Origin of the sequence: Pseudomonas sp. 21LCFQ010, from assembly GCF_024129905.1 — a bacterium.
In the GTDB taxonomy this organism is placed as follows: Bacteria; Pseudomonadota; Gammaproteobacteria; order Pseudomonadales; family Pseudomonadaceae; genus Aquipseudomonas.
The window spans coordinates 284,611-307,713 of the sequence record NZ_JAMYDZ010000003.1 but is presented as its reverse complement, the minus strand read 5'-3'; the positions used below and the strand labels follow the sequence as shown (position 1 = coordinate 307,713).

General features: G+C 61.1%; 18 protein-coding genes. 11 read left to right on the top strand and 7 right to left on the bottom strand.

The genetic code is table 11. The features are described 5' to 3' along the window. Positions 1 to 2: 2 nt before the first annotated feature. From pilQ to NJC38_RS06445, 5 genes are read right to left on the bottom strand one after another with little or no spacing between them, the layout of a single operon-like run. The gene (pilQ, locus tag NJC38_RS06465; protein ID WP_253112235.1) at positions 3 to 2,168 is read right to left on the bottom strand and encodes a type IV pilus secretin PilQ; all 2,166 of its coding nucleotides are present in this window, start codon (positions 2,166 to 2,168) and stop codon (positions 3 to 5) included. Between the two features lie 47 nt (positions 2,169 to 2,215). Further along, the gene (locus NJC38_RS06460; RefSeq protein ID WP_253112233.1) at positions 2,216 to 2,743 is read right to left on the bottom strand and encodes a pilus assembly protein PilP; all 528 of its coding nucleotides are present in this window, start codon (positions 2,741 to 2,743) and stop codon (positions 2,216 to 2,218) included. After that, a complete protein-coding gene (gene pilO / locus NJC38_RS06455) occupies positions 2,740 to 3,363 on the bottom strand; it encodes a type 4a pilus biogenesis protein PilO (protein ID WP_253112231.1) in 624 nt (207 codons plus the stop codon). Before pilO ends, NJC38_RS06460 begins: the two co-directional genes overlap by 4 nt. Further along, complete coding sequence (locus NJC38_RS06450; protein WP_045486517.1) at positions 3,360 to 3,920, bottom strand: PilN domain-containing protein; 561 nt, start codon at positions 3,918 to 3,920, stop codon at positions 3,360 to 3,362. Before NJC38_RS06450 ends, pilO begins: the two co-directional genes overlap by 4 nt. Then, on the bottom strand, positions 3,920 to 4,984 hold the full coding sequence (locus NJC38_RS06445) for a pilus assembly protein PilM (protein ID WP_045486514.1): 1,065 nt from the start codon (positions 4,982 to 4,984) through the stop codon (positions 3,920 to 3,922). The genes NJC38_RS06450 and NJC38_RS06445 overlap by 1 nt, the downstream gene beginning before the upstream one ends. A gap of 206 nt (positions 4,985 to 5,190) precedes the next feature. Here NJC38_RS06445 and NJC38_RS06440 point away from each other — a divergent pair, with 206 nt between their 5' ends. Then, positions 5,191 to 7,632, top strand: coding sequence for a penicillin-binding protein 1A (locus NJC38_RS06440; protein WP_253112229.1), 2,442 nt, complete (start codon positions 5,191 to 5,193; stop codon positions 7,630 to 7,632). 106 nt (positions 7,633 to 7,738) lie between these two features. On the opposite strand, the gene NJC38_RS06435 is transcribed toward NJC38_RS06440, so the two are convergent. Both NJC38_RS06435 and rpmE read right to left on the bottom strand, forming a co-directional pair. Continuing rightward, on the bottom strand, positions 7,739 to 9,007 hold the full coding sequence (locus NJC38_RS06435) for a malic enzyme-like NAD(P)-binding protein (RefSeq protein ID WP_045486508.1): 1,269 nt from the start codon (positions 9,005 to 9,007) through the stop codon (positions 7,739 to 7,741). A 418-nt stretch (positions 9,008 to 9,425) separates the two neighbouring features. Continuing rightward, on the bottom strand, positions 9,426 to 9,647 hold the full coding sequence (gene rpmE, locus NJC38_RS06430) for a 50S ribosomal protein L31 (RefSeq protein ID WP_045486504.1): 222 nt from the start codon (positions 9,645 to 9,647) through the stop codon (positions 9,426 to 9,428). Positions 9,648 to 9,817: 170 nt separating this feature from the next. Between rpmE and NJC38_RS06425 the strand changes: the two genes are divergently transcribed. The 10 genes from NJC38_RS06425 to NJC38_RS06380 all read left to right on the top strand — a co-directional run bounded on the left by NJC38_RS06425 (position 9,818) and on the right by NJC38_RS06380 (position 22,994). After that, on the top strand, positions 9,818 to 12,037 hold the full coding sequence (locus NJC38_RS06425; RefSeq protein WP_253112227.1) for a primosomal protein N': 2,220 nt from the start codon (positions 9,818 to 9,820) through the stop codon (positions 12,035 to 12,037). Positions 12,038 to 12,157: 120 nt separating this feature from the next. After that, on the top strand, positions 12,158 to 13,894 hold the full coding sequence (gene argS, locus NJC38_RS06420; RefSeq protein ID WP_253112226.1) for an arginine--tRNA ligase: 1,737 nt from the start codon (positions 12,158 to 12,160) through the stop codon (positions 13,892 to 13,894). Between the two features lies 1 nt (position 13,895). Then, positions 13,896 to 14,603, top strand: coding sequence for an SPOR domain-containing protein (locus NJC38_RS06415; RefSeq protein WP_045486494.1), 708 nt, complete (start codon positions 13,896 to 13,898; stop codon positions 14,601 to 14,603). A 177-nt stretch (positions 14,604 to 14,780) separates the two neighbouring features. Then, on the top strand, positions 14,781 to 15,317 hold the full coding sequence (hslV, locus tag NJC38_RS06410; protein ID WP_045486491.1) for an ATP-dependent protease subunit HslV: 537 nt from the start codon (positions 14,781 to 14,783) through the stop codon (positions 15,315 to 15,317). Positions 15,318 to 15,349: 32 nt separating this feature from the next. After that, the gene (hslU, locus tag NJC38_RS06405; RefSeq protein ID WP_045486488.1) at positions 15,350 to 16,687 is read left to right on the top strand and encodes an HslU--HslV peptidase ATPase subunit; all 1,338 of its coding nucleotides are present in this window, start codon (positions 15,350 to 15,352) and stop codon (positions 16,685 to 16,687) included. Between the two features lie 122 nt (positions 16,688 to 16,809). Further along, positions 16,810 to 17,187, top strand: coding sequence for a DUF971 domain-containing protein (locus NJC38_RS06400; RefSeq protein ID WP_253112225.1), 378 nt, complete (start codon positions 16,810 to 16,812; stop codon positions 17,185 to 17,187). A gap of 568 nt (positions 17,188 to 17,755) precedes the next feature. Then, positions 17,756 to 19,435 (top strand): class II poly(R)-hydroxyalkanoic acid synthase, encoded by a 1,680-nt coding sequence (gene phaC / locus NJC38_RS06395; protein ID WP_253112223.1) that lies wholly within the window; start codon positions 17,756 to 17,758, stop codon positions 19,433 to 19,435. Between the two features lie 153 nt (positions 19,436 to 19,588). Beyond that, positions 19,589 to 20,443: a poly(3-hydroxyalkanoate) depolymerase gene (phaZ, locus tag NJC38_RS06390; protein WP_253112221.1), complete on the top strand. Its 855-nt coding sequence runs from the start codon at positions 19,589 to 19,591 to the stop codon at positions 20,441 to 20,443. A gap of 220 nt (positions 20,444 to 20,663) precedes the next feature. Continuing rightward, positions 20,664 to 22,346 (top strand): class II poly(R)-hydroxyalkanoic acid synthase, encoded by a 1,683-nt coding sequence (gene phaC / locus NJC38_RS06385; RefSeq protein ID WP_253112219.1) that lies wholly within the window; start codon positions 20,664 to 20,666, stop codon positions 22,344 to 22,346. A gap of 33 nt (positions 22,347 to 22,379) precedes the next feature. Continuing rightward, positions 22,380 to 22,994: a TetR/AcrR family transcriptional regulator gene (locus tag NJC38_RS06380; RefSeq protein WP_253112216.1), complete on the top strand. Its 615-nt coding sequence runs from the start codon at positions 22,380 to 22,382 to the stop codon at positions 22,992 to 22,994. Positions 22,995 to 23,103: the final 109 nt, after the last annotated feature.

Sequence of the window (23,103 nt, the reverse complement as noted above, 5' to 3'; positions counted from 1 at the left end):
AATCAACGACCCACAGCAATCGCCTGGTTGTTCATGATGCGTGGTGTCAGAAATACCAGAAGCTCGGATTTTGAATCAGACACCACGTCACGCCGGAAAAGGCGGCCAACATACGGCACATCGCCAAGGAATGGCACTTTTTCTACAACTTTACTTTGAGTGTTGGAAAACACGCCGCCAATAACAATAGTCTCGCCATCGGAAATCAGCACCTTGGCGTTGACCTCGTTTTTCCTGATCGGCGGCACACCCAGCACGGCATTGAGGTAATCCGGCTCGTCCTTGGTGACCTTGACCTCCATGATGATGCGGTTGTCCGGGGTGATCTGCGGGGTGACCTCCAGTGACAGCGAAGCCTCCTTGAAGCTCACCGTGGTCGCGCCACTGGAGCTGGACTCCTGATAGGGAATTTCGGTGCCTTTGAGGATCTTGGCGGTTTCCTTGTCAGAGGTGACAACCTTGGGCTGGGAGACGATCTCGCCGTTACCGCTCTTTTCCATGGCACTGAGTTCGAGGTCGATCAGGGTGTTGCTGGTCATGAAGCCGATGCCGAAGCCCGCCGTGGCATCCGGCGCGCCGAGATCGACGAACGGGATGTTGCGGTTCGAGGCAGCCGTGCTCGTACCCGAGGTGCCCACATCGGTAGTGGCGTTGCTGCCACCCGAGGTGCTCGCGGAGGTGAGGTTGTCATCCAGACCGTAGCCGATCCATTTGCCACTACCACTGGTCCGGCTGCCGCCCCAGCGAACGCCCAGCGCCTTGTCGTAATCGACGTTGGCCTCGACGATGCGCGCTTCGATCATCACCTGACGCACCGGAATGTCCAGCTGGGCAACGATGCGCCGCAGCTCATCAAGACGCTCCTGGGTCTGATAGGCAATGATGTTGTTGGTGCGCTCATCGACGGTGATCGAGCCACGTTCCTCGACCTGAGCCTCGGCACTGGTCACTGACTGAAACAGCTTGGCAATATCCGCAGCCTTGGCGTAGTTGACCTGCAACAGCTCACGACGCAGCGGTGCCAGCTCGGCGATCTGCTTTTGCGACTCCAGTTCCTGGCGCTCACGGGCGGCGATCTCGTCGGCCGGCGCCACCAGCAACACATTACCGATCTTGCGCTTGTCCAGGCCCTTGGTCTTGAGCACCAGATCCAGCGCCTGGTCCCAGGGCACATTCTGCAGACGCAGGGTAATGCCGCCCTGTACGGTGTCGCTGGCGACCAGGTTGAGGTTGGTGAAGTCGGCAATCAATTGCAGCACCGACCGCACATCAATGTCCTGGAAGTTGAGTGACAGCTTCTCGCCGGTATACACAGGTTTGTCCGCCGCACGGCGCTCCAGATCCTGATTGGTCAGAGGGCGGACGCTGATGGTCAGGCGGTTTTGGGTCTGATAGGCGGAATAGTCATAGGCCCCGGACGGCTCGATGCTGATACTGGTCTTGTCACCCGAGGTGGTTGCCGTGACGAACTGCACAGGGGTGGCGAAATCCTTGACATCCAGCCGTACACGCAAAGGGTCAGGGAGCTGGGTCTTGGCGAAGTCGACAAAGATTTTACCGTTGCGCTCCTGAATATCCGGAGCGATGCCAGCGCTGCTCAGGTCGATGAGAACATTGCCCTCACCCAGCTCACCACGCTGAAAATCCAGATTGCGTACGGCCCTGGCCCCTGGCGCGATGGCCACCCCCGAGGCGACTGCGGCAGGCCTGGCGGCGCCACTCGCAGCGGGCGTAGCGCCGCGTGCTGCAGCTTGCGCCGTGCCCGGCTGGGAGGCTTGCGCCGCGGTGGCGCCCTGACCGATGACAACGAACAGGTTATTGCCCTCAACCCGGGTGCTGTAGGGCGACAGGGTGGTCAGGTTGATGATGATTCGGGTACGGTCGTTGGCCTGCACCACGACAACGCTACGGGCATTACCGGTCCCCAGGTCGCGGCTGCGGTTGGTCAGCTGGGTGTTGACCCCGGGCAGGTCGAGTGCAATGCGCGCCGGCTGCTCGGTGGTGTAACCGCGAGGCGCAGCCACCGGAGCGTCGAACGCCAGTTTCAGTTCGATACGGTCTCCGGGCAGCGTGGCGACATCGAGCGTCTTGAGCGTGGCAGCCTGGACTATCGGAGCGACCATCGCAATCCATAGCGACACGCCGATAATCGAGAGAATCCTGGTCATGTTCAATTTCCGTTGTGCGGTGTTATGCATGCTTGGCCTTGCCCACTTCATGAGCGCTCTTTGAGAGGGATACTGCGCGGCCTTTCCAGCCAGCCCCCTTCCCCGTCAGGAACGATTTCAACGACTTCGACCTGCGCGTCACTGACCGACACAATACGGCCATTGCTACGCCCCAGATAGTCACCCACTTTGACCCGATGCACACCGCCGGCCCCGCTCAGCAGCGCGAATGTACCCGATTCATTACCTATCGTTCCGACCATTTCAAAGGTCTCGATATTGAAGCCTTCAAGAAACTGCTTGACCCGCGTCTCGTCCGGTTTGACCAGGCGCGAGCCGCGCTGGCGGTTCAGCGCATCAATTTTGACTGGCGGCTGAAAGGGGCTGCGCAAGCTTGAAGCGTTATAGGTAAAGGCTTCATAGGGCCTGAATTTGGGCAGTACCTCGATGGTGCCGGTCGGCCGCGCCCTGGCATCCTCGACGAACACGGTCAGGTCAGAGTGATCATCGCTACCGCCACAACCTGCCAGCCCCAACACCGCCAGGCTGACGCACCATAGACGCGCCGCCTTCATTTTTTCAGCCCTTCATCGTTGTAACGATACGTCTTGGCGAGGATATTCATACGCAATTTGCTGTTGCTCTTGGGGTCGACCGGCTTGATCTCGAAGTCATGCAGGGTGACGATCCGCGGCAGACTCGCCACGCCGCTGACAAAGGTGGCCAGGTCGTGATACCCGCCCACCACCGTAATCTGGATCGGCAGTTCGATATAAAACTGTTGGGCCGCCTCAGGCAACAGCTTGATCTCTTCGAACTCCAGGCCGCTCCCCAACCCGGTGCGGGTGATGTCTTCAAGCAGCCCCGGCACCTCGGTATCACTGGGCAACTGCCGCAGCAGTGCACCAAAGGTATTTTCCATCTCGACCATCTGCTTCTTGTAAGGCTCCAGGTTTGCCGCCTGGAAGGCCTTGGCAGTGTATTGTTCCCTGAGTACGCCTTCGTTGGTGCGCGCGCCTTCGAGGCGGTTTTCCAGATCCTGAATATAAAAGAAATAGCCCAGCGCCAGCACCAGCATCATTAGCAGCCCACAGGCTGCCACTTTCACGGCCGCCGGCCACGACCCCAGATTGCTCATGTCCAGGTCGTTGAGGTCGATCTTGCGCAGGCCGTCCAGCCATTCGGAGAAATTCACGGCGTGGCTCCTTCTGCCTCGGCGGGCTGGGTCTGGCGCACCGTCAACTGGAAGACATTGGTCTGGTCCGTAGCGTTGGCCTTGACCTCGATAAGTACGGGGCTTTCGAACCAGTCAGACGCATCAAGATTACGCATCAGATCGGAAACGCGGTTGTTCGATTGCGCAACGCCGTTGATGGCAATCAGGTTGCCGGTCATTTTGACGTCGGAAAAATACACATCGTCAGGCAAGGTCCGCACCAACTGATCGAAGACGCGACCAATCACCGGCCGGTTGCCTTGCAGGTCCTGAATGATTTTCATCCGTTCGAGCAACTGCTTGCGGCGCGCTTTCAATTCGCTGATTTCCTTGATGCGCACGTCGAGCTGGGCCAGCTCACCCTGCAGGAAGGTGTTGCGTGCGTCCTGCTGATCAATGGCGTGACTCAGGCCCTGGTCGATGAACAACACGATTGCCACCGCGACCACCAACGCCCCCACCAGCGCGGTGACAAAACGCTTCTTGCGCTCCTCGCGCTGTTGCTCGCGCCAAGGAAGAAGGTTGATCCGTGCCATCAGTCAAAACTCCTCATGGCCAGACCACAGGCAAGCATCAACGCTGGAGCATCGCTGGCCAGGGCCCCGGCATTGACCTTGGAACTCAGCGCCATATCGGCAAACGGGTTGGCGACCATGGTCGGCACGCCGAGGCGCTTCTGAATCAGGTGCTCAAGACCGGCAATCGAAGCCGAACCGCCGGCCAGCATGATGTAGTCCACCGAGTTGTGCTGGCCGGCCGCAAAGAAGAACTGCAAAGAGCGCGAAACCTGCTGCACCATGGCGTCCTTGAAGGGCTCCAGCACCTCGCTGCCGTAGTCATCCGGCAGCCCGCCCTGCTTCTTGGCCAGCCCTGCCTCGCCCATCGACAGACCATAACGGCGCTGGATTTCCTCGGTCAGTTGCTTGCCACCGAACAACTGCTCACGGGTGTAGATGATGCGTCCCTGGTGGAGCACACTCAGCGTGGTCATGGTCGCGCCGATATCGACGACCGCAACGGTGAGCATTTCATGGCCTTTGCCCAGTTGGGCCGACAACAGGCTGAACGAGCGCTCCAGCGCATAAGCCTCGACGTCGACGACCCGGGCGGTCAGGCCGGCCAGCGCCAGGGCGGCTTCGCGGACCTCGACGTTCTCCTTGCGACACGCGGCCAGCAAGACCTCGACGCGCTCGGGGTTGCGCACCGAATACCCCTGCACCTCGAAATCGATGGCGACCTCTTCCAGCGGGTAGGGGATGTACTGGTCGGCTTCGAGCTTGAGCTGGTTCTCCATGTCATCATCCGACAACCCGGCATCCATCTCGACCACCTTGGTGATCACGGCAGAACCCGCCACCGCCACCGCCGCATTCTTGACGTTGGTACGGGCCTTGACCACGACGCGCCCCAACGCGCTTCCGACGCCTTCGAGCTCGGCAATGTTTTTCTCAACCACAGCATTGGCCGGCAATGGTTCGACCGCATAGGACTCGACTTTGTAACGGCTGCCGGAACGACTCAGTTCGAGGAGTTTTACCGCAGTGGAGCTAATATCGATCCCTAGAAGGGTGTGGGCCTTCTTGCTGAAGAGTTCGAACACGACCTGATTCCTATGCGTTTTCCGTCACTTACGGAACGTTTTGGGCACGACAGCGCCATAGACAGGCATGACATTAGCGCAAATCACGCCCGGAGACGAAAAATGCTTATAATGCCGGGCGCTTTTTGTTCACCAAACGCTTGCGACTGTATTGATTTGTTGATGCCCGCGCCCCTCTCATCTTCTTTTCTGGAAATCCAAAAGCCTTGATACGCCTGCTGAAGTTTTTCTGGTGGTCCCTCGTTGCAGTGTTCTGCTCACTGTTGCTGGGCCTGAGCGGAGCCTTTCTCTACCTGAGCCCGAACCTGCCCTCGGTTGAAGCCCTGCGCAGCATCCAGTTGCAGATCCCGCTACGGGTCTACAGCAGCGATGGCAAGCTGATCTCCGAATTCGGCGAAATGCGCCGCGCCCCAGTGCGTTTCGCGGACATTCCACCGAACTTCATCAATGCCCTGCTGGCGGCCGAAGATGACAACTTCGCCAACCACTACGGCGTGGACCCTTCCAGCCTGGCACGTGCAGCCAGTGAGCTGGTCAAGAGCGGCCATATCCAGTCGGGCGGCAGCACCATCACCATGCAGGTCGCGAAGAACTTCTTCCTGACCAGTGAGCGCAGTTTTTCGCGCAAAACCACTGAAATCCTGCTTGCCCTGCAAATCGAACGCCAGCTGACCAAGGACGAGATCCTTGAGCTGTACGTGAACAAGATCTACCTGGGCAACCGCGCCTACGGTATTGAAGCGGCTGCACAGGTCTATTACGGCAAATCGATCCGCGACGTCAGCCTGGCGCAAATGGCAACCATCGCAGGTCTGCCCAAGGCACCTTCACGCTTCAACCCACTGGCCAACCCGGCCCGCGCCAAAGAGCGCCGCGACTGGATTCTGGGGCGCATGTACCACCTCGGCAAAATCTCGCAAAGCGCCTATCAGGCCGCACTGAGCGAGCCGATGAACGCCAGCTATCACGTTCCGACGCCGGAAGTGTACGCCCCTTATATTGCAGAAATGGCCCGCGCCGAAATGGTCGGCCGTTATGGCAGCGAGGCCTATACCGAAGGCTTCCGCGTTACCACTACGGTGCCCAGCGATCTGCAGGAACACGCCAACAATGCTGTACGCCAGGGCCTGATCGAGTATGACCAGCGTCACGGCTATCGTGGCCCGGAAAGCCGCTTCCCTGGCCTGACTCGCGCGGCATGGGTCCAGGAACTGGAGAAACAGCGTCCGGTCAACGGGCTTGAGCCCGCCATCGTCACCCAGGTCGACAAGACCGGCCTGCGCGTGTTGACCCGCAACGGCGAGAAAGAAGAACACGTCGATTGGGCCAGCATGAAATGGGCCCGCCCCTACCTGAACACCAACAGCATGGGCGCCAACCCTCGCCAGGCGGCTGACGTGGCCCAGGTGGGCGACCTGATCCGGGTCCTGCGCCAGCAAGACGGCACGCTCAAGTTCACCCAGATCCCGGCTGCACAGAGCGCCCTGGTATCGCTGGACCCGCGCAACGGTGCGATCCGCGCCTTGGTAGGCGGCTTCTCGTTCGAGCAAAGCAACTACAACCGCGCCATGCAGGCCAAACGGCAGCCGGGCTCGAGCTTCAAACCGTTCATCTATAGCGCAGCGCTGGACAATGGCTATACCGCTTCCAGCCTGGTCAACGACGCGCCGATCGTGTTCGTCGATGAAGCTGTCGACAAGGTCTGGCGCCCGAAGAACGACAACGGCACCTTCCTTGGCCCGATCCGCCTGCGTGAAGCACTGTACAAGTCGCGCAACCTGGTCTCGATCCGCCTGCTGCAACAACTGGGCGTGCAGCCGACCATCGACTACATCACCCGTTTCGGTTTCGCCAAGCAAGACCTGCCGCCCAACCTCTCGCTGTCGCTGGGCACCGCAACCCTGACGCCGATGGAGATCGCTACAGGCTGGGGCGTGTTCGCCAACGGCGGCTACAAGGTCAGCCCGTACCTGATCCAGACCATCGAAAACCGCGACGGCCAGGTTCTGTTCGCCGCCAACCCGGCGACCGTACCGGCCACCGAGGTCAAGACCGCACCGGACACCTCGACCTTCGCCGTACACGACACGCCGCCGATCGAAACCCTGACCCCTGCATCAGCCACTGACAATCCGGCCCCGGTGGTCGCCGAGCGGGTGGTCGACAGCCGGACCACCTACATCCTCAACAGCATCCTGCAGGACGTCATCAAACGCGGCACCGCACGTCGGGCACTGTCGATGAACCGCCCGGACATCGCCGGCAAAACCGGCACCACCAACGAGTCAAAGGACGCCTGGTTCTCCGGCTACAACGCCGACTACGTGACCACCGTCTGGACCGGCTTCGACCAGCCGGAAAGCCTGGGCCGGCATGAGTTTGGCGGGACCGTCTCGCTGCCGATCTGGATGGACTACATGAGTGCTGCGCTCAAGGACAAACCGCCGCACCAGCAAGCCGAGCCCGATGGCATCCTCAGCCTGCGGGTCGACCCGATCAGCGGCCGCGCCGCCACACCAAGCACGCCCAATGCGTTCTTCGAGCTGTTCAAGAGTGAAGACACGCCCCCGAGCGTCAACGAACTGGGCGGCAGTGTACCGGGCAGCCCGCTGCCGGCGGATGAGGCGGCACCCATAGACCTCTTCTGATCGACCTCGTAGGACCGGCTTTAGCCGGGAAGCCTTCGCGGCTAAAGCCGCTCCTACGCCCATAAAAAAACCGGCCATCAGGCCGGTTTTTTTATGGGGGTTGCTGTCAGCCGTTGAACACGTCGTCAACGCTGGTCAGCGGGTAGTGCTTCGGATACGGCAGGGTCGCTACACCGCTTTCGATGGCCGCTTTTGCCACCGCGTCGGAAATCACACTCAGCAGGCGCACATCCAGCGGCTTGGGAATGATGTACTCACGACCGTATTCCAGCTTCACGCCGCCGTAGGCATCGCTGACTTCCTGAGGCACCGGCAGTTTGGCCAGTTCGCTCAGTGCCTTGGCTGCGGCGATTTTCATTTCTTCGTTGATGCGCTTGGCGCGTACGTCCAGGGCACCACGGAAAATGAACGGGAAGCCCAGAACGTTGTTGACCTGGTTCGGGTAGTCCGAACGACCGGTGGCCATGATCACGTCGCTACGGGTCTCGTGAGCCAGCTCCGGCTTGATTTCCGGGTCCGGGTTCGAGCAGGCGAACACGATCGGGTCACGGGCCATGCGCTTGAGGTCTTCAGCGCTCAGCAGGTTCGGACCAGACAGGCCAACGAACACGTCAGCACCGTCAAGAGCGTCGCTCAGAGTGCGCTTTTCGGTTGCGTGGGCAAAGGCTGCCTTGTACTGGTTCAGATCGGTACGGCCGGAATGAACGACGCCGGAGCGGTCGATCATGAAGATGTTTTCAATCTTGGCGCCCATGCTCACCAGCAACTTCATGCAGGAGATAGCCGCAGCGCCGGCACCCAGGCAGACGATCTTGGCGGTGTCGAGGCTCTTGCCGACGATTTCCAGCGCGTTGATCATGCCGGCTGCCGTCACGATGGCAGTACCGTGCTGGTCGTCGTGGAATACCGGGATGTCGCACTGTTCGATCAGGGCCTTTTCGATCTCGAAGCACTCAGGTGCCTTGATGTCTTCCAGGTTGATGCCGCCGAACGTGATGGAGATGCGCTTTACGGTATCGATGAAGGCTTGCGGGCTTTCAGAATCGACTTCGATATCGAACACGTCGATGCCAGCGAAACGCTTGAACAGAACCCCTTTGCCTTCCATGACCGGCTTGGAAGCCAGTGGCCCCAGATCGCCCAGGCCCAGAATGGCGGTGCCGTCGGAAATGACTGCTACCAGGTTACCCTTGCCGGTGTACTTGTAAGCCAGTTCAGGATCACGGGCAATTTCACGTACAGGTTCGGCAACGCCAGGGCTGTAAGCCAGCGACAGGTCACGGGCAGTTGCAGTTGGCTTGGTCAGTTCCACGCTCAGTTTTCCCGGACGGGGATTGGCGTGATATTCAAGCGCAGCGGTTTTCAGATCGGACATGTTATAGGATTTCCGCTTTATTACGGTGGGACAGACGAACCGTCGAGGATACGCAAGATGCATAATCCTCACAAGACTGGTCAGTCACTGCTGTCAAGAGGGCGAATGTCGGGATTGCATTTCTGGAATAGATAATGTCGCACTAATGCAAAATCTGACCGAATCCTGCTATCAATTCGGTGTTTCAAGCCTCTGCGGGGGTTGGATTGTCACCCGCCAACACGCTTGCCATGACTCTAGACCACTCTGGCACAGCCGTTTGCCAGAGTTGCATTTGCCCTGCCCGAACCTGGCTGCGTCGAAGTGACGCAGCGCCTGAATGCCCAATCGAGCAAACGACAGACATGAAAAAGGCGCCCGCAAGGGGCGCCTTTTCGAGTTGCCAGGACCAGCCCGAAGGGCCGTCCGGAAACCGCGATTACTGTGCTTTGGCAGCGCCGAAAGCACCGAAGCGGGACTTGAAGCGGTCAACACGACCACCAATGTCCAGAGTCTTCTGCTTGCCGGTGTAGAACGGGTGGCACTCGTTGCACACGTCCAGGCTCAGAGGCTTGGCCAGGGTGGAACGGGTCTTGATGACGTTACCGCAGCTGCAGGTGGCGTCGATCGCTTCGTAAACTGGATGGATATCGGCTTTCATGGGGACTTCCTCGAATGGCGGGCCGCCACCCGACACTATTGTCGGATACCGCACGCAAAATAGGCGGCAAATATTACCAGACAATTGCCATTACGCAAACGAACCTTAAAGCCGACTGTCGTCTGTTACCATCGCCCATCCGCCCCCGATTGCCATACGGAATTGCTCGCGTGCCCGACGTCATCCTGCGCCTTGCCCTGCCTTCGCCGCTGCGTCGCCTGTTCGACTACCGCGCCCCGGCCGGTACGCCGCGCAACGCACTGCAACCGGGCATGCGCCTGCGCGTACCGTTCGGGCGCCGGGAAATGATCGGTGTATTGGTAGAAATCAGCGACCACAGCGAAGTGCCCGCCGACAAGCTCAAACCGGCCATTGCCCTGCTCGACAGCCATTCACCATTGCCGCCGGCGCTGTTCAAGCTGTGCCTGTGGACCGCGCAGTATTATCAGCACAGCCTGGGCGACACCCTGAGCTGGGCGCTGCCGGTGCTGCTGCGCCAGGGCGAACCGGCCGAGAGCCGTCAGGAACGCTTCTGGCAGGTGACGGCCGGTGCCGACCCACAGGATCCACGCATCAGCAACGCCCCGGCACAACGCAAAGCCCTGGCCACCCTGGCGCAGCACCCGCATGGCGTGGCTCATCAGCTACTCGACAAGCTGATGCTGAACAAAAACAGCCTCAACCTGCTGCTGGCCAAAGGGCTGGTCGAGGTCCAGGTACGCAGCCAGGCGCCTGCGCCGCGTCACGAACACTGGCTGGCCCAGCCCGAACTGCCCCTCAACGACGAACAGCGCGCCGCCTGCGAGGCGATTCAGGCTGGCTTTGGCAGTTTTCATGCCTGCCTGCTGGCAGGCGTCACCGGCAGCGGCAAGACCGAGGTGTATCTACAACTGATCCACCAGACCCTGATGGCTGGCAAGCAGGCGCTGGTACTGATCCCGGAGATCAACCTCGGCCCCCAGACCCTGGCGCGCTTCGAGCAGCGCTTCAATGCCCGTATCGCACTGCTGCATTCGGCGGTCAATGACCGTGAGCGCCTCGACCACTGGCTGGCGGCCCGCGATGGTGACGCCGACATCATTATCGGCACCCGCTCGGCGCTGTTCACGCCGATGAAAAATCCGGGGCTGATCATCATCGATGAAGAACACGACGGTTCCTATAAACAGCAGGAGGGCTTGCGCTACCACGCCCGCGACCTGGCCATCGTCCGCGCCCGCCAGGAAAATATCCCCATTGTGCTCGGCTCGGCCACACCGTCACTGGAAAGCCTGCACAACGCCTACACCGGTCGCTATGGCCTGCTGCGTCTCAACCAGCGCGCCGGGGGCGCCAAACAGCCCCGCTTCCTGCGCCTGGACGTCAAGAGCCGGCCACTGGACAGCGGTATTTCCGGGCCGATGCAACAGGCCATCGGCCAGACCTTGAGCGCAGGTCAGCAAGTGCTGGTGTTCCTCAACCGCCGCGGCTTTGCCCCGACCCTGCTGTGCCATGACTGCGGCTGGCTGTCAGGTTGCCCGCGCTGCGATGCGCGCATGACCGTCCACCAGCGCTCTGGCGAACTGCGCTGCCACCACTGTGGGTACGCCGAACGGGTACCACGCCAGTGCCCGTCGTGCGGCAAGGTCGATCTGCGCCCCATCGGCGCCGGCACCGAACGTGCCGAGGAACGCCTGGCAATTCTGTTCCCCGATTACCCGGTGTTACGGGTCGACCGCGACAGCACCTCGCGCAAAGACGCGATGAACCAGCTGTTTGCCACCATCCAGCGCGGTCAGCCGTGCATCCTGGTCGGCACCCAGATGCTTGCCAAGGGTCATCACTTTCCACGGGTCACGCTGGTGGCGATCCTGGATGCCGATGGCGGGCTGTTCTCCGGCGATTTCCGCGCCAGCGAGCGCATGGCGCAATTGATCGTTCAGGTGGCCGGGCGCGCAGGGCGTGCCGAAGAGCCGGGCAAGGTGATTATCCAGACCCATCTGGCCGACCATCCGCTACTCGTTCAATTGACCGAACAAGGCTACTTCGCCTTTGCCGAACAGGCCCTGAGCGAGCGCCGCGGCGCCGGGCTGCCGCCCTTCTCGCACCTGGCACTGCTGCGCGCCGAAGCCCACAAACCCGGGCAGGCCGAGCTGTTTCTGGATCAAGCCTGCGCCGAGGCCGAGCAACTGCTGGAGCAAATCGATCCCGGCGGCATCGAACTTCTTGGCCCGGTTCCGGCTCCGATGGAACGCCGCGCCGGACGCTATCGGGCACAACTGTTGGTTCAGGCCAATGCCCGCGCACCGTTGCATCGGCTGCTCAGTAGCTGGCTGCAGATCCTCGAACAGATGCCCAGTGGCCGCCAGGTGCGCTGGTCGCTGGACGTCGACCCGGTCGACCTGTATTGAAACGAAACCGACACGGGCATGCGTCAAGGTTGGCAAGCCCGCCCCGGCCACGGATAATGTGCAGTTTTTCCACCCGCGCATCCAGGCGCTACCGCGCTTGCGGTTGTTGAAGAGAACCTCATGAAAGACACCATTCGCCAGCTGATCCAACAAGCCCTGACCCGACTCGAAACCGAGGGCGTCTTGCCACAAGGGCTGACGCCGGCGATCCAGGTTGAAAACGCCCGGGACAAGACCCACGGCGACTTTGCCAGCAACATTGCCATGATGCTCGCCAAGCCGGCCGCCATGAAGCCGCGTGAGCTGGCCGAAAAACTGATTGCCGCCCTGCCTGCCGACGAGCAGATCAGCAAGGTCGAGATCGCCGGCCCCGGCTTTTTGAACTTCTTCCAGAACACCCAGGCACTGGCCAGCCGCCTCGACGCCGCACTCTCCGACGAACGGTTGTCGGTGCGCAAGGCGGGTGCAGCGCAACGTGTGGTGGTCGACATGTCCGCCCCTAACCTCGCCAAAGAGATGCACGTCGGCCACCTGCGCTCGACCATCATCGGCGATGCAGTAGCCAATGTGCTGGGCTACCTGGGCGACACCGTGATTCGCCAGAACCACGTCGGCGACTGGGGCACCCAGTTCGGCATGTTGCTGGCCTACCTGCAGGAAAAGCCCACCACCAGCGACGAACTGTCGGACCTGGAAAACTTCTACCGCGCCGCCAAGCAGCGCTTCGACGAGTCTGAAGAGTTCGCCGACCGCGCCCGCTCGCTGGTGGTCAAGCTGCAGGCCGGCGACGCCGACTGCCTGGCGCTGTGGCAGCGCTTCAACGACATCTCGCTGTCGCACTGCCAGAAGACCTACGACCGCCTGAACGTCAACCTCACCCCGGCCGACGTCAAAGGTGAAAGCGCCTACAACGACGACCTGGCCAATGTGGTCAGCGACCTGAAAAGCGCCGGCCTGCTGGTCGAAAGTGAAGGCGCGCAGTGCGTGTTCCTCGAAGAATTCCGCACCGCTGACGACACGCCACTGCCGGTGATCGTGCAGAAGGCAGGTGGCGGTTACCTGTACGCCACCACTGACCTCGCGGCCATGCGCTACCGCAGCAAGGTACTGCAGGCCGACCGCGTGCTGTATTTCGTCGACCAGCGCCAGGCCCTGCACTTCCAGCAAGTCTTTGAAGTGGCGCGCCGCGCCGGCTTCACCCATCCGGGCATGCAACTGGAACACATGGGCTTCGGCACCATGAATGGCGCTGACGGCCGGCCGTTCAAAACCCGCGATGGCGGCACGGTAAAACTGATCGACCTGCTCGACGAAGCCGAAGTGCGCGCCTATGCCCTGGTCAAGGAAAAGAACCCGGAACTGGACGAGGCCGAACTGCGCAGCATCGCCAAGGCCGTGGGCATCAGCTCGGTGAAGTACGCCGACCTGTCCAAGCACCGCACCAGCGACTACAGCTTCAACTTCGATCTGATGATCAGCTTCGAGGGCAACACTGCACCGTACCTGCTGTACGCCTACACCCGTATCGCCGGGGTGTTCCGCAAGCTCGGCGCGCCGTTCGATGCCAGCCAGGGGCAGATCGTCCTGGAGGCCGAGCAAGAGCAGGAACTGGCCGCGCGCCTGGCGCAGTTCGGCGAAGTACTGAACAACGTCGCAGAAAAAGGCACCCCGCATGTGCTTTGCGCCTATGTTTATGACCTCGCGGGCCTGTTCTCAAGCTTCTATGAAAACTGCCCGATCCTGGGTGCACAAACCCCGGAACAACAACAAAGCCGCCTGCGCCTGGCCGCCCTGACCGGACGCACTCTCAAGCAAGGCCTGGAACTGCTGGGCCTGGAAACTCTGGAGCGCATGTAAGTTGGCCGTTGCGAAGAAGAAAGCAGCTCCCAAGCGGGGAGCCAGCCGTTACGAGGCCCCCGCGAAGAAGCCGATCCCAGGATGGGTATGGTTGGCTGTCGGCCTGACGGTCGGCGCCTTCATTGTCTTTCTGATGAAGCTTGAGCCCGGTGGCAGTGAGGTCAAGCGCGAAAAAGCCGAGGCCAAGGCGGCAGCCAAGATCGCCGAGGCCAACAAGACCCCGCCGAGCCCGGCAGCGGTCAAGCCCAAGTACGACTTCTATACTCTGCTGCCCGAGTCGGAAGTCATCGTGCCCAAAGAGGCGGTGCCGGAGAAAACCCCGCCCGCGCCTGCGGTCACGCCAGTCGCGCCAGTGACCCCGGAGCAGGCCGCGAAGATCGACACCGCCCGCGCCCAGGCGGCCCTGAGCGGCCTGACGCCGCCACCCGCGCCACCGGTGGCGACCACCGAAACCAAACCGGCACCGGTCACCCGCTTCTTCCTGCAGGCTGGCTCGTTCCGCAAGCAGGCCGATGCCGAGAAAGTCCGTGCGCAGATCATCCTGCTGGGCCAGACCGCGACCGTAGAGTCCGGTACGGTCAAGGAAGAAACCTGGTACCGCGTACTGGTCGGCCCGTTCAGCAACCGCGACCAGTTGACCACCGCCCAGAAGCAACTGGCTGGCGGCGGCTTCAGCAACCTGCTGTTACAACAGCGCCAGAGCCGCTGAACCGGCAGCTAATAACTGCAAATGCCGGACCGGCTGTAGGACCGGCTTTAGCCGGGAACAATACCGGTTCCCGGCTAAAGCCGGTCCTACGCGCATTGACAGGTTGAAATAGGCTTCGCCATCCCCATATCAGTTTCCATCAGGGCATTTTCGCCCCGCTGCGTGGAGACTCTCCCCTTGACCACCATCGTTTCAGTCCGCCGCCACGGCAAAGTCGTCATGGCCGGTGACGGCCAGGTTTCCTTGGGCAACACCGTGATGAAAGGCAACGCCAAGAAGGTGCGCCGCCTGTACCACGGCCAGGTCATCGCCGGTTTCGCCGGTGCCACCGCCGACGCCTTTACCCTGTTCGAGCGTTTTGAAGCCCAGCTCGAAAAGCATCAGGGCCACCTGATCCGTGCTGCCGTAGAACTGGCCAAGGACTGGCGTACCGATCGCTCGCTCAGCCGCCTGGAAGCGATGCTGGCCGTCGCCAACAAAGATGCCTCGCTGATCATCACCGGCAACGGTGACGTGGTCGAACCCGAAGATGGCCTGATCGCCATGGGTTCCGGTGGCGCCTTCGCCCAGGCCGCTGCCCGTGCGCTGCTGCAGAAAACCGAGCTGCCGGCCCGCGAGATCGCTGAAACCGCATTGCACATCGCTGGCGATATTTGCGTATTCACCAACCACAACATCACCATTGAGGAGCAGGACCTCGCCGAGCAAGCCTGACGGCCTGCCTGCGCTTGAGGACCATTACCACCATGTCCATGACTCCCCGCGAAATTGTCCACGAACTGAACCGCCACATCATTGGCCAGGATGACGCCAAGCGCGCCGTCGCCATTGCCCTGCGCAACCGTTGGCGGCGCATGCAATTGCCTGAAGAACTGCGTGTCGAAGTCACCCCCAAGAACATTCTGATGATCGGCCCGACCGGCGTCGGCAAGACCGAAATCGCCCGTCGCCTGGCCAAGCTGGCCAATGCACCGTTCATCAAGGTCGAAGCCACCAAGTTCACGGAAGTCGGCTACGTCGGCCGTGACGTCGAGTCGATCATCCGCGACCTGGCCGATGCCGCGATGAAGCTGCTGCGCGAGCAGGAGATCATCAAGGTTCGGCATCGTGCTGAAGACGCTGCCGAAGACCGCATCCTTGATGCTTTGCTGCCACCGGCACGTAGCGGTTTCAACGAAGAGCCGGTCTCGACCAGCGATTCCAATACCCGCCAGTTGTTCCGCAAGCGCCTGCGTGAAGGTCAGCTGGACGACAAGGAAATCGAGATCGAAGTCAGCGAGTCGGTGGGCGTGGACATCTCTGCCCCGCCAGGCATGGAAGAGATGACCAACCAATTGCAGAGCCTGTTTGCCAACATGGGCAAGGGCCGCCGCAAGACCCGCAAGCTCAAGGTCAAAGAAGCGCTGAAGATGGTCCGCGAAGAAGAAGCCGGCCGTCTGGTCAATGACGACGAACTCAAGGCCAAAGCCCTTGAAGCCGTCGAGCAGCACGGCATCGTGTTCATCGACGAGATCGACAAGGTTGCCAAGCGCGGCAATGTCGGCGGCGCCGACGTGTCTCGTGAAGGCGTGCAGCGCGACCTGCTGCCATTGATCGAAGGCTGCACGGTCAACACCAAGCTGGGCATGGTCAAAACCGACCATATCCTGTTCATCGCCTCCGGCGCGTTCCACCTGAGCAAGCCAAGCGATCTGGTGCCCGAGCTGCAAGGCCGTCTGCCGATTCGTGTCGAACTCAAGGCGCTGTCGCCTCAAGACTTCGAACGTATCCTCAGCGAACCGCACGCCTCGCTGACCGAACAGTATCGCGAACTGCTCAAGACCGAAGGCCTGAACATCGAATTCAAGCCAGACGGCATCAAGCGCCTGGCGGAAATCGCCTGGCAGGTCAACGAGAAGACCGAGAACATCGGTGCGCGCCGCCTGCACACCCTGCTCGAACGCCTGCTCGAAGAACTGTCGTTCAGCGCCGGCGACCTGGCCAGCAGCCCGGATGCCGAGCCGATCGAGATCAACGCCGACTACGTCAACAGCCACCTGGGCGAACTGGCCAACGACGAAGACCTGTCGCGCTACATCCTGTAAAAGCCTGTAGGAGCAGCTTTAGCTGCGAAGCATCAACCGCGAAAGCTTCAACCGCGAATTTTTCGCGGCTGAAGCCGCTCCTACGCTTGTGGCTTGCCGCCGGCCACGCTTAAGCTGGCGCCATGAACAAAATCCCCACTGCCATTCAATTGCACAAGGCGTCGAAAACCCTGACGCTCAAATACGCGTCCGGCGAGCAGTACGATCTGCCTGCCGAGTTTCTGCGTGTGCACTCCCCTTCTGCCGAGGTTCAGGGCCACGGCAAGCCGATCCTGCAGTTCGGCAAACTCGGCGTGGGCCTGACCAAGGTCGAGCCGGCCGGCCAGTACGCCCTCAAGCTGACCTTCGACGATGGCCACGACAGCGGCCTGTTCACCTGGGATTATCTCTTCGAGCTGGGCCAGCGCCAGAACGCGCTGTGGGATGACTACCTGCAAGAGCTGAAAAAAGCCGGCAAAAGCCGCGACCCGCACGAACAAGTCGTGCGTCTGATGCTCTGATCGCTTCGCTGACCGCGCAATTTCACAATCAGCGTCTATGCTCCCTGCACCGTTTGCCGTTTTAGTAAGCGGTTTCTAATCTGTTTTGCTTGAATGTGCCGCGCAGCGGCCTATACATGGTGCTGCTTGCGACTATGTGCAATCTCGCGTAACCAATGATTACGGCACATTCACTGCATCGTTTCGACGCAGCGGGAAATGGGTGCTTCTAAAAACGCGGGCAGTTTTTAGAGGCGCCCAATGGGGAGCCAGGACGTAGTGACACGCAGCGCCGCAGTTCAGACGCCCTGCCTGTCATTCGGCATGCCCATCGGGAATCGGCATACCAGGGCGCCTCTAAAAACGTAGGCGAGGCAGTCAGCGCAAGGTAAAAACAGGCAAAGCGCACGACTTTACGGGTTGTAAATGAGCATGCTTAGCCTGTTTTTAACGCAGCGATGACAACGCAGGTCGTTTTTAGCGGTGCCCGAACAGCCATCATCGGTCACACGAGCAGTAGTACCGACTCTTCCAGAGCCACTGCTCAAAGGAAAACCGGTACTCGCCTCAGGACAACGGAGCGTCGTAGATGAGTAGCAAGAACAACGATGACCTGCCGCGCCAGGCTTCTGAACACACACTGGGCCTGAACCCGGTTGTGGGCTTGCGCCGCAAGGACTTACTGACCACCGCGCGCATGGTCATGCGCCTGGCGCTCAGGCAACCGATCCACAGCCTCAAACATGTCGCACATCTGGGGCTGGAGCTTAAAAACGTCGTCATTGGCCGCTCGGGCCTGCAACCGGCCGCTGACGATCGTCGGTTTCAGGACCCGGCCTGGAGTCAGAACCCGCTGTATCGCCGCTATTTGCAGGTGTATCTGGCCTGGCGCAAAGAGCTGCATGATTGGCTCGACGGCAGCAGCCTGACCCCGCAGGACATCAGCCGCGGGCATTTCGTCATCAACCTGATGACCGAAGCCATGGCGCCGACCAATACGGCGGCCAACCCGGCAGCGGTCAAGCGTTTCTTCGAAACCGGCGGCAAGAGCCTGCTTGATGGCCTGTCGCATCTGGCCAAGGACATGGTGCATAACGGCGGCATGCCCAGCCAGGTCAACATGGACGCCTTTGAGGTCGGCAAGAACCTGGGCACCAGCGAAGGCGCAGTGGTATTTCGCAATGACGTGCTGGAACTGATCCAGTACAAGCCGGCCACCGAGCAGACCCATGAACGCCCGCTGCTGGTAATCCCGCCACAGATCAACAAGTTCTACGTCTTCGACCTGAGCCCGGAAAAAAGCCTGGCGCGCTTCTGCCTGGGCAGCAAGGTGCAGACCTTCATCATCAGCTGGCGCAACCCGACCAAGGCTCAGCGCGAGTGGGGGCTTTCGACCTATATCGAAGCGCTCAAAGAAGCCATCGACGTGGTCTCGGCAATCACCGGCAGCCCGGACGTCAACGTGCTTGGCGCCTGCTCGGGCGGCATCACCTGCACCGCGCTGCTGGGCCACTATGCAGCGCTGAACGAGCGCAAGATCAACGCCATGACCCTGATGGTCAGCGTGCTCGACACCACCCTGGAGAACGAAGTGGCGCTGTTCGTCGACGAGCAGACCCTGGAAGCGGCCAAGCGCCATTCGTATCAGTCCGGGGTACTGGAAGGCCGCGACATGGCCAAGGTCTTCGCCTGGATGCGCCCCAATGACCTGATCTGGAACTACTGGGTCAACAACTACCTGCTGGGCAACGAGCCACCGGCCTTCGACATCCTGTTCTGGAACAACGACACCACGCGGCTGCCTGCGGCGTTCCATGGCGACCTGATCGAGATGTTCAAGAACAACCCGTTCACCCGCCCCAATGCACTGGAAGTGTGCGGCACGGCAATCGACCTCAAGCAGGTGACCAACGACATCTTCTGCCTGGCAGGCACCAACGACCACATCACCCCGTGGCAGGCGTGCTACCGCTCGGCGCGGCTGTTCGGCGGAAAGACCGAGTTCGTGCTGTCGAGCAGCGGCCACATCCAGAGCATCCTCAACCCGCCGGGCAACCCCAAGGCCCGCTACATGACCAACGAAGAACTGCCGCTCGACCCGGTCGCCTGGCAGGAAAACGGCACCAAGCATACCGATTCGTGGTGGCTGCACTGGCAGAGCTGGCTGACCGAGCGCTCCGGCGAGCTGAAAAAGTCACCCGCCAGCCTGGGCAACAAGGCTTATCCGGCCGCAGAAGCCTCGCCGGGCACTTATGTTCACGAGCGCTAGACTTGGTAAAGGCAAGACTACCGGAACCAGCGATACTGGCCGGTAGCTGCCATTGCGCAATAAATGATCAGTCGCACGCCAGAGGCCACGCCTCGGTCGGTCTGGGAAAGGCGCAGGACATCTTTCCAGAGTATTAACCAACAGGGCTCCGGCATGCCGCAACCGTTTGTATTTCGCTCCATCGACCTGGACGGCCACACCATCCGGACGGCCGTCAGATCCGGCAAGAGCCATATGGCTCCGCTGCTGATCTTCAATGGCATCGGGGCCAACCTGGAACTGGTGTTTCCGTTTGTCGAAGCGCTGGACCCGGACATGGAGGTGATTGCCTTCGATGTGCCGGGGGTCGGCGGCTCTTCGACGCCCAACCGCCCGTACCGCTTTCCGGGCCTGGCGAAGCTGGCGGCGCGCATGCTCGACTACCTTGATTACGGTCAGGTCAACGCCATCGGCGTGTCCTGGGGCGGCGCGCTGGCCCAGCAGTTTGCCCATGACTACCCCGAACGCTGCAAAAAGCTGGTGCTGGCAGCCACAGCGGCCGGTATGGCGATGGTGCCAGGCAAGCCGCGGGTGCTGATGCTGATGGCCAGCCCGCGCCGCTACATCCAGCCATCCCACGTGATCCGCATTGCCCCGGAAATCTACGGTGGTGCGTTCCGCCGTGACCCGCATCTGGCAGCCAATCATGCAGCCAAGGTCCGTTCGTCAGGCAAGCTGGGTTACTACTGGCAACTGTTCGCCGGCATGGGCTGGACCAGCATCCATTGGCTGCACAAGATCCGTCAGCCAACTCTGGTGCTGGCTGGCGATGATGACCCGCTGATCCCACTGATAAATATGCGCCTGTTGGCCTGGCGGATACCCAATGCCCAGCTACACATAATTGATGACGGTCATTTGTTCCTGATCACCCGGGCCGAAGCCGTAGCGCCCATCATCATGAGTTTTCTGCAGCAGGAACGTCAGCGTGCGGTCATGCACCCGCATCCCACACCCAATGCGCATTGAACCTGGCCTGCAGCCGCCCTGCACGATCAAGGGCGGCTCTAAGAAAGCAGGCGAGGCCGTCAGCGCAGCAGGCGCCGACCAGCAGTTGGTTTTAGCGCTGCCCTCATCGCTGATCCGTTGTACCCGCGCGACCTGACAGGACCGTCGAACCGCGCAGAACGGCGCAGCCCTGCCTGCGCCCTGACATTCATTGATGGCTTGACGAAGGAGTGTTGCCCTCATGCGAGAAAAACCAGCGAAGAGCGCCGAGACCACCCCGGCGACCTTCATCAACGCCCAAAGCGCGATCATGGGCATGCGCGGCCGGGACCTGATGTCCACCCTGCGCAGTGTCGCCGCCCAAGGCTGGCGCCATCCATTTCGCACCGCCCGGCATGCCCTGGCGCTGGGCAATCAGCTCGGCCGGGTCTTGCTGGGTGAAACGCCGCACCAGCTCAACCCGCGTGACAGCCGCTTCGCTGATCCGACCTGGAGCCTCAATCCGCTGTACCGGCGCGGCTTGCAGGCTTACTTGAGCTGGCAGCATCAGGTCAGACACTGGATCGACGAAAGCGACCTCGCCGGCGACGACCGCGCCAGGGCGCATTTCATGTTCAGCCTGATCAACGACGCCCTGTCTCCCTCCAATACGCTGCTCAACCCGCTGGCGATCAAAGAGCTGTTCAACTCCGGTGGCAACAGCCTGGTCAAGGGCCTGAGCCATATGGCCAACGACCTGCTACACAACAACGGGCTGCCCAGCCAGACCACCAAGGACGCCTTCGAAATTGGCCGCACCCTGGCCACCACGGCAGGCTCGGTGGTTTATCGTAATGAGCTGCTGGAGCTGATCCAGTACAAGCCGATGAGCGAAAAGCAATACACCCGGCCGCTGCTCATCGTGCCGCCGCAAATCAACAAGTTCTATGTCTTCGACCTGAGCCCGGCCAACAGCTTTGTGCAGTACGCCCTCAAGAACGGCCTGCAAACCTTCATCATCAGTTGGCGCAATCCTGATGTGCGCCATCGTGAATGGGGGTTGTCCAGCTATGTCGAGGCCGCCGAACAGGCGATGAATGTCTGCCGCGCCATCACCGGTGCCCGTGAGGTCAATCTGGTCGGTGCCTGCGCCGGTGGTCTGACCATCGCCGCGCTACAGGGTCATTTGCAGGCCAAGCGCCAGATGCGGCGGGTCGCCAGCGCCACTTATATGGTCAGCCTGCTCGACAGCCAGATCGAAAGCCCGGCCACCCTGTTTATCGACGAAGAAACCCTCGAAGCGGCCAAGCGGCGCTCTTATCAGCGCGGCGTGCTTGAGGGCCGCGAGATCAACCGGGTGTTCGCCTGGATGCGCCCCAATGACCTGATCTGGCATTACTGGATCAATAACTACCTGCTGGGCAAGGCTCCGCCACCGTTCGACATCCTTTACTGGAACAACGACACCACCCGCTTGCCCGCCGCCCTGCACGGCGACCTGCTGGATTTTTTCAAACACAACCCGCTCAATCATCCCGGCGGGCTGGAGGTCTGCGGCACGCCCATCGACCTGCAGAAGGTCACGGTAGACAGCTTCAGCGTGGCCGGCATCAACGATCACATCACGCCTTGGGACTCGGTCTATCGCTCGACCCTGCTGCTCGGCGGCGAGCGGCGCTTCGTACTGTCCAGCAGCGGTCATGTGCAGAGCATTCTCAACCCGCCGGGCAATCCGAAATCCAGCTTCGTCGAGAGCGGCGAACTCAGCAGCGACCCGCGTGCCTGGTATTACGACGCCAGACAGCAGGATGGCAGTTGGTGGCCGACCTGGCTGGCCTGGATCCAGGAACGCGCAGGCACCCAGCGTGAAACCCGTATGACGCTGGGCAACGAGAACTACCCACCGATGGAAGCTGCACCGGGAACCTACGTCCATGTGCGCTGAACACTACCTCGCCCAAACCTTCAAGAAGACCGGATGAAAACCCGCGACCGAATCCTCGAATGTGCTCTGGAGCTGTTCAACCAACAAGGCGAACCCAATGTCTCGACGCTGGAAATCGCCAATGAGCTGGGGATCAGCCCTGGCAATCTGTATTACCACTTTCATGGCAAGGAGCCGCTGGTGCTTGGCCTGTTCGAGCGATTCCAGGGCGAACTTGCCCCGCTGCTCGATCCGCCCGCCGAGGCAAGGCTGGGCGCCGAAGACTACTGGCTGTTTCTGCACTTGATCGTTGAGCGTCTGGCGCATTACCGCTTTCTGTTCCAGGACCTGTCCAACCTGGCAGGCCGGCTGCCCAAGCTGGGGCGTGGTATCCGCCATCTGCTCAACGCACTCAAACGCACCCTGGCATCGTTGCTGGCCCGCCTCAAGTCAGAGGGACAGTTGGTCAGCGAAACCCGGGCACTGGGTAACCTGGTGGAACAGATCACCCTGACACTGCTGTTTTCACTGGATTACCAACGCATTCTCGGACGCGACGGCGAAGTCCGGGTCGTGGTCTACCAGATCATGATGCTGGTCGCACCGCACCTGGTACCGGTATCACGGCAAAGCGTCGAACAACTGGCGCTGCATTATCTGGAGCGCTGAGCCAGGCGTGCCCGATCTGTCACGGCAAATCGGGCCATGGCCGTAATGCCGCACCGTCAAGGCAGGACAGGCAAGGCAAGGCGGGTATGTTTCACTGCCTTGCCGCTAC